Annotated in this window: 5 protein-coding genes; 3 read left to right on the plus strand and 2 right to left on the minus strand. The window is 35.3% G+C overall.

What is annotated here, in order from left to right; genetic code table 11:
- On the minus strand, positions 1-955 hold a 955-nt coding region (locus QVB70_RS15360; RefSeq protein ID WP_287588056.1), incomplete at its 3' end, for a DUF362 domain-containing protein.
- Positions 956-1,149: 194 nt separating this feature from the next.
- Here QVB70_RS15360 and QVB70_RS15365 point away from each other — a divergent pair.
- Both QVB70_RS15365 and QVB70_RS15370 read left to right on the plus strand, forming a co-directional pair.
- Complete coding sequence (locus QVB70_RS15365) at positions 1,150-2,586, plus strand: DUF2779 domain-containing protein (RefSeq protein WP_287588059.1); 1,437 nt, start codon at positions 1,150-1,152, stop codon at positions 2,584-2,586.
- 63 nt (positions 2,587-2,649) lie between these two features.
- Positions 2,650-3,849 carry an HD domain-containing protein gene (locus QVB70_RS15370; protein WP_287588063.1) on the plus strand — a complete coding sequence of 400 codons (1,200 nt, stop codon included), beginning with the start codon at positions 2,650-2,652 and terminating at the stop codon, positions 3,847-3,849.
- Positions 3,850-4,145: 296 nt separating this feature from the next.
- Here QVB70_RS15370 and QVB70_RS15375 read toward each other — a convergent pair whose 3' ends face one another.
- Positions 4,146-6,098, minus strand: coding sequence for a molybdopterin-dependent oxidoreductase (locus QVB70_RS15375; protein ID WP_287588065.1), 1,953 nt, complete (start codon positions 6,096-6,098; stop codon positions 4,146-4,148).
- A gap of 219 nt (positions 6,099-6,317) precedes the next feature.
- On the opposite strand from QVB70_RS15375, the gene QVB70_RS15380 reads away from it, so the two are divergent.
- Positions 6,318-6,662, plus strand: coding sequence for a thioredoxin domain-containing protein (locus tag QVB70_RS15380; protein WP_287588068.1), 345 nt, complete (start codon positions 6,318-6,320; stop codon positions 6,660-6,662).
- Positions 6,663-6,753: the final 91 nt, after the last annotated feature.

Below are 6,753 nucleotides of genomic sequence, written 5' to 3' on the forward strand. Positions count from 1 at the left end.
GGATGAATGTAGCACCTTCTTCAAAAGATATAGATTTGGCAGCTAACTCCTCTCGCAACTCCTTTACTTGTTTTCTGTATCCCTCTACAACATTTTCAGGCGGTTTCTTAAACGACGTTGGCTTAACATCAGTTATTGAATTGCCTTTAAGTTCAATGGTTTCCATGCTGAGTGAACCAATATTTTTTTGTTCAGCTAATTGAAAATGTGTAATGCTTGTAGGATCATATCCAGCGATGGTAGCCGCGACAGTATCTACTGCTAAAAGATTATCACCTGCTAAAACAAAACCTAATTCCTTAGGATCACCTTTGAGCGGACCCCATCCATCCATACCGATGATACCGTCAACGACAATTAAGTCGGAAGGAAATGCAGAATTTATATCTACAATGATTTCATTGAGTCCTTTAAAATGAAGTCGTCCTTTCTTACGTTCTGGGAGTAAACCAAACATATTCTTTAAACTAACAGTTATATCGCAAAAAACATGAGATTTTAATACTGGAACGTTGACTATTTTATCTGCTTTTGTTAAAACTTTAGAAACAGTTAACTTTTTTGCGATGTAGGCATCTGGATGATCAATAGTCACCATTTCTCCTTCGCTTAAATTGACGACCTGTACATCAATTCCATTTGTTGATTTTAGTTCTTCTATGGCTTCTTTCGAGCCTGAAGACATATACATAAGGTCAAAGTGTTGACTTGTAGCTTCTGATTCACCAACAATAATTTTTGCAGGATTACAAGAATCAATTAATTTGATCAACGTAGTGAGTACTTTTGGATTAGTATATGACCCTTGTTTGCCTGGCACGCCTCCACACCAATTGGGGTGTATAAAGACGGTCTCTCCTTTATTTATAAAACTTCTTATTCCACCTAACAGATTAATTGCCTTTTCAACAGCGATTTCAGGATCAGTTTCCTTAATGATCGATACCATTGGCATGCAGTTCTTACCTCCTTGAATTAAGCTTTTGATAACCTTTTGAAATAAAAGCGTTCGCTTCTTAATGAAATAATTCTTTTAATTTTGTAATTCTGAACTTCACTTGATTTTGAAATTAATATAAGAGAGTTTGCTAGAATTTCATAAAAACTTGTTTAAAGCCAGGGTATCTTAGTATGACTGAGGGAAACAGCTTGCAAAATGTTACAAAAGAAATCTTCTTGAATACTCTAGTATGTCCTACGTTAGGCTGGTTGATGAGGACAGAACAAATCTCTTTGAAACAAACATTCAGCAAAATAATGGAAGAAGAGATGGGGATTGGAAGGAGGGCAAGGGAGCTTTATCCAGAGGGAATATTAATTGATGACGAGAATATGGAATCTGCTTCACAGAAAACAAAGAGTTTGATGGATGGTCCCAGTACTTCAATACTCTTTGAAGCAACTTTCCTCATTGACAGATTGGTAGCTAGAGCAGATATATTAAAGCGAAATGACGAAGGTTGGCATTTGTTTGAAGTAAAATCCAGTGTGAATGATAAGAAGGACTTTATTGATGATATGGCCTATACAACTATGGTCATTGAGTATTCAGAGATCAATATCTCTCAATCCTCATTAATATTGATCTCTAAGGATTTCCGATTAGGAATGGAAAATGACAAACTTTTTTTGGAAATCGATCACACAGACGAGGTTAGGGATCGAGTTGAAGAATTTAAAACTAAGAGTCATCAGATCGAAGAAATAACAAGAAATAAAACAAAACCTCCTCCTAAACTTGAATTAGACTGCCGCAAATGTGAAATTTTCAAGGATTGTTTAGGGAAAGACATTGAAAATCATATATTCGATCTTCAACGATTAAGTCGATCCAAATTTGATAAACTTAAAGAATTGGGCATTTTTCGCATTGAAGATATCCCTAATGGATTTCCTTTGACTGAAATTCAAGCTAAAGTGAAAAAGAGTGTACAATTAAAGCAACCAATCGTTGGCAATCAACTCAAAGTAAAATTAGAATCCATATTATGGCCTACCTTTTATCTGGATTTCGAGACGTTCTTGACGCCAGTCCCATTATTTCCCAAGATTGCTCCTTATACACAAAGTCCTACACAATATTCTATACACAAATGTTCTGAGCCAGGTCAAATTATTGATCACTTCGAATACTTAGCAGATCATCATAGGGATTTTAGAAAGGAATTTGCTGAGCATTTAATCAAAGATCTAAGGGGAAAGGGCAGTATCGTCGTGTATTCCAATTTTGAAAAGACCATCATTACTAATCTTGTAGAAGTATATCCTGACCTATCGAAAGATTTGAATTCATTAATTGATCGTTTGGTAAATCTTGAGCACATGATAAAAAAGAATTTTTATCATCCAAATTTTCATGGTAGCACATCAGTGAAGACCGTACTACCTGCCTTAGTGCCTGGCATGTCATATGATTCACTAGAAATTGCAGACGGCGATACAGCAATGTTATCTTTTGCCTTTTTAGCGCTTGAAAAATATGAAGATAAGGATATTGAAAAAGTAAGAAGAAACCTTTTAGCCTATTGCGAACAAGATACACTAGCGATGGTTAAGTTACATAAATACTTGCTTGCTTATGTATGATCTGCCAGCAGATGATTATGGGTATTCTACATATATTGGACCTACAATGAGAGGAAGTTTAGTATGCTAAGTAAAGCAATAATCGAGCTTTTCTATCAGGCAGCACACATCCAGCGATGGAATGATCATATTAGACCAAGAGTCGGTTTTACAGAACTTGATAAACAAGCACATAAAATGATCATAGCGTATGTACTGGCAAAATTTGAGGAAACTGAAAGAAAGGTGGAAATAAATTGGAAAGGCTTAATTGAAGGTGGACTTTTTGAATTCCTGCATCGAATCATTCTTACTGATATCAAACCTCCTATTTTTCACAAACTTATGCGTCGTAAAGGAAAAGAACTCAACGAATGGGTTTTAGACCAACTCAAAAATAAGATAGATATTCAAGAGAAATTCTTTAAGGAGTTTAGAGAATATTTATTCTTACCAATTTCCCCCTTGGAGAAGAAAATATTAAGAGCTGCCCATTATCTGGCAACTAATTGGGAATTTCGGATTATATATAATTTAAACAAGGATATGTATGGACTTGAAAGTACCAAAGCAGCGATCGAAAACGAGCTTAAAGAACACATCGACCTCATTGGTGTACAAAGATTAGTATCGGGTAAAATAAACGCGTTTATAGATTATGTTGGGCAACTGAGGTTTCAGCAACGATGGGCTCAAACACCAAGACTCCCAGAGACATCGGTTATGGGACACATGCTAGTAGTTGCTATGCTCTCAAACCTGTTTTCAATAGAATTAAACGCTTGCTCAAAAAGGATTGTTAATAATTATTTTACAGGTCTTTTCCATGATCTTCCCGAAGTTTTGACCAGAGATATTGTTTCTCCTGTGAAAAAATCTGTTGAGGGTCTCAGAGCTATAATTGAAGAGATTGAGAAAGAACAACTCGAAGAAAAACTTCTACCACTTCTTCCCTCTGCTTGGCACAAAGATTTCAGATATTTCATAGAAGATGAATTTGAAAGCAAGATCAAAACTGAAAATAATGAAATAAAACTTGTTAGTTCGGAAAAGATCAATGAGTCGTTTAATAGCGATTCTTATTCTCCAGTAGATGGCAAAATAATCAAGATATGCGATGATCTTGCAGCTTATGTTGAAACGTACTTTTCAATTTCGCATGGGATAACTTCAGAAATTCTCATTAATGCTCATAATGCTCTTTATAATCAGTATAAAACGAAAAAGGTTGCTGGAATAGATTTTGGTGAATTATTTGAGCAGTTCAACATAGATATTGAATGATTAAGTTAAAAAAAAATTCAAATTCACAATAATTGATGTGGTTGACTAAGCCTCAACACCATATAGTAGCCAAACGCGATGGCGATGGCAATTATGATAAGGATAATAAGGACTTTAACTTTAACACTCATTTTTTACTAACTCCATTGTTGTTATTAGAATTAAATGCACTTTAACCAATATAAGGTATCACTCTAAAGATTAGATAAAATATTTGAAACCATCTATGTGACATCCTCCCCTCCCTCTCGGAAGGAGACTTCCCGCCGACAAAGTTAAATGAAAACTAAGGATAACTATGTTTTTTCAAGTTCTACGAAAGTGGAATTGAAAGTAGACCCATAGCTTGACCTTTGAAAATCATCATTAGTAAGAACATTTACATTTTTTTTATCATGTGATAATGACACCCATGGAGATCTAAAAGTCCAAATCACCCCTTCTGGTACGTTTTCACTGATTTTTACTGGCAAAACTAATGATCCTCTTTCATTAAAGATTCGAGTAGCATCCTTGTTTTTTATCATTCTCTTTATTGCGTCAGTTGGATTTACAAGAATATATGGTTTTATTGATTGAATGTTAAAATACTGAGAATGTAGGATCAAGGGATGTGCAGAAGAAATAAGCCGTAGAGGAAATTGGGGGTGTTCATCCAGTACTATTGGGAAACTTGAGAGTCCAAGTTCCTGTGCTCTTGATGAACTAAATTCTATTTTTCCAGATTTCGTTTGGAATTCCATTAAGGGCAGTTGTTTCATTCGCAAGAAGCCTTTTTGCAGTAAATCCTCATATCGTCCTTCAATTGTTTTAGAAGTTGAAATTAACTTTTTGATTACGTCTTCATCAGGTTCAAAAAGTTCCGGCTGTGAGAGCCCCATCTTTTTTGCAAGAAGCCGGAATACTTCAGAATTGCTTTTTGCCTCATCTATCGGTTCAATTGCTTTTTGATTTAATGAGAGATAGTAATGCCAATAAGAGATGTTAATATCCATCGTTTCAAAGAATGAAGCCGCGGGTAAAACTATATCCGCATACAGTGTGGTATCTGTTAAAAACAAATCATGTACTACAACAAACAAATCTTCATGTAGAAGCCCTTTTTTGACAAGAGTTTGGTTGGGGGATGTAGCTGCCGGATTCGCGTTGTAAACAAAAAGAAAATTGATTTCTTTTGATATCAAATCTCTACCAAGCTGTGAACTCACATATTTTACTGGATTATTAGGTCTCAAGTGTGTAGCCTTCAAATATGCTTTATCAAAATCTCTTTCGCTATTACAATAGTAAAAACCACGAGGAACTCCAATTAATGCAGGTAGAAGGCATATAGCACGAACAATCTCGCCGCCGTTAATTTGTTTTTGCAATCCATAACCGATATTTATAAAGTTAGGTTTTAGAGCAGCATAATCTACTGCAAAAGACTTTATGTCTTGAGTAGAGATTCCAGTATGTTTAGAGACGTATTCGGTGGTATATTTTGATAAATATCCTTTAAAATCTTCAAAACCGTGTGTATGCTCGTTTATAAAATCGGAATCAATTAGCTCATTATCGATAAGATATTTTGCGATACCAAAGGCAAAAATTACATCAGTTGCTGGACGTATCCTAAGATGTGTACCAAGCCTTGTTGTTTCATTTGCGATAGGGTCAATCACATATATTTTAGTTCCTTTTTCTTTAGCTTGTTTTGCCAAACCAAAATTATGAAGGTTACTTACGGCGGCATTAAATCCCCAATAGACGATTAACTTTGACTTAAGCATCTCTTCGGGTTTTCTGCCATATCTCTTACCATAGTGTAATTCTACAGCAAGTTCTCCTGCATTATCACAGATCGAGTATGTCGTTTCTGCGCTCCCAATAGCATTGAAAAACCTTTTTGGAAAATTTAAACTTATTAATCCGCTATGACCGCCATAATCGTAGTGTAACACAGTTTTCGATCCGTTTTCGTTGATCACTTTAGTCAGTCTGGATGCAATCTCATTGAGGGCATCATCCCAAGAGATTTTCTTGAATTTACCCTCACCTTTTGAACCAGTCCTCCTAAGTGGATAAAGCACGCGATCTTTATGATAGACATACTTAATCAAGTTCTGACCTTTTGGACACAAATAACCTTGTGTGATAGGATGATTAGAGTTTGCTTTTACTTCGATTAGTTTGCCTTCATCCACAGCGGTCACAATACTACAAGTATCATAACAATCTCGTGGACAGGTATTAAAAAATAACTTCATACGCAAGCATGCTTGGATTTATTAAATAAAGCTTTGTACAGTTGCATTCTACCTAAAATGAAATTCTCTCTTGTCTTTCTGAAAAAAGGTTAGTCCTTTGTTTTGTGGCTGTTTCTTGTTTCCCTTATTTGTTTCCTGAATTTTCAATTTGAATATTTGATTACTCTATGCAGTTGCGCGCACCCGAATCACTTTTATAATCAAATTGCAGGTTATTATTTGGAGCATATCAGAAAAAGTGGGGCGTTTGTTAAGATAAGTGCATTTCAGGATCCCAGAAAGGATAATAATGAACAAGACTCAAAGTCAGATCTACTGTTTTTTACATCCCCATATTCTTCACATGGAGTTAAAGTTGAAACATTCCTTTCAGCAATTATTGCAAATAAAGGATTACCTATCAAAGTCACTAAAATAGATGTTACTTTATACCCAGAGGTTGCGGAAAAATATGATATTGTAGCAACTCCGACGTTAATTTTTCAAGAATTGAAAGCGTGTGGCCATTATGAACTAGACGCTTTAGAAGAACTTTTAATCTCGCATTGTTTCCTTGAAAATTAGAATCACAAAAGTGTATTGCTGCTTATTGGACTTCATTATTTGTGCCTCATAGCCGTTCCCACATTACTTGATTCGACCAAAACACACATCC

This window comes from Candidatus Borrarchaeum sp., assembly GCF_019058535.1.
Lineage (GTDB): Archaea > Asgardarchaeota > Sifarchaeia > Borrarchaeales > Borrarchaeaceae > Borrarchaeum > Borrarchaeum weybense.

Coding starts and splice junctions, on each gene's coding strand:
- QVB70_RS15370 (WP_287588063.1), top strand. CDS start 2,650: ATGCTAAGTAAAGCAATAATCGAGCTTTTCTATCAGGCAGCACACATC.
- QVB70_RS15375 (WP_287588065.1), bottom strand. CDS start 6,098: ATGAAGTTATTTTTTAATACCTGTCCACGAGATTGTTATGATACTTGT.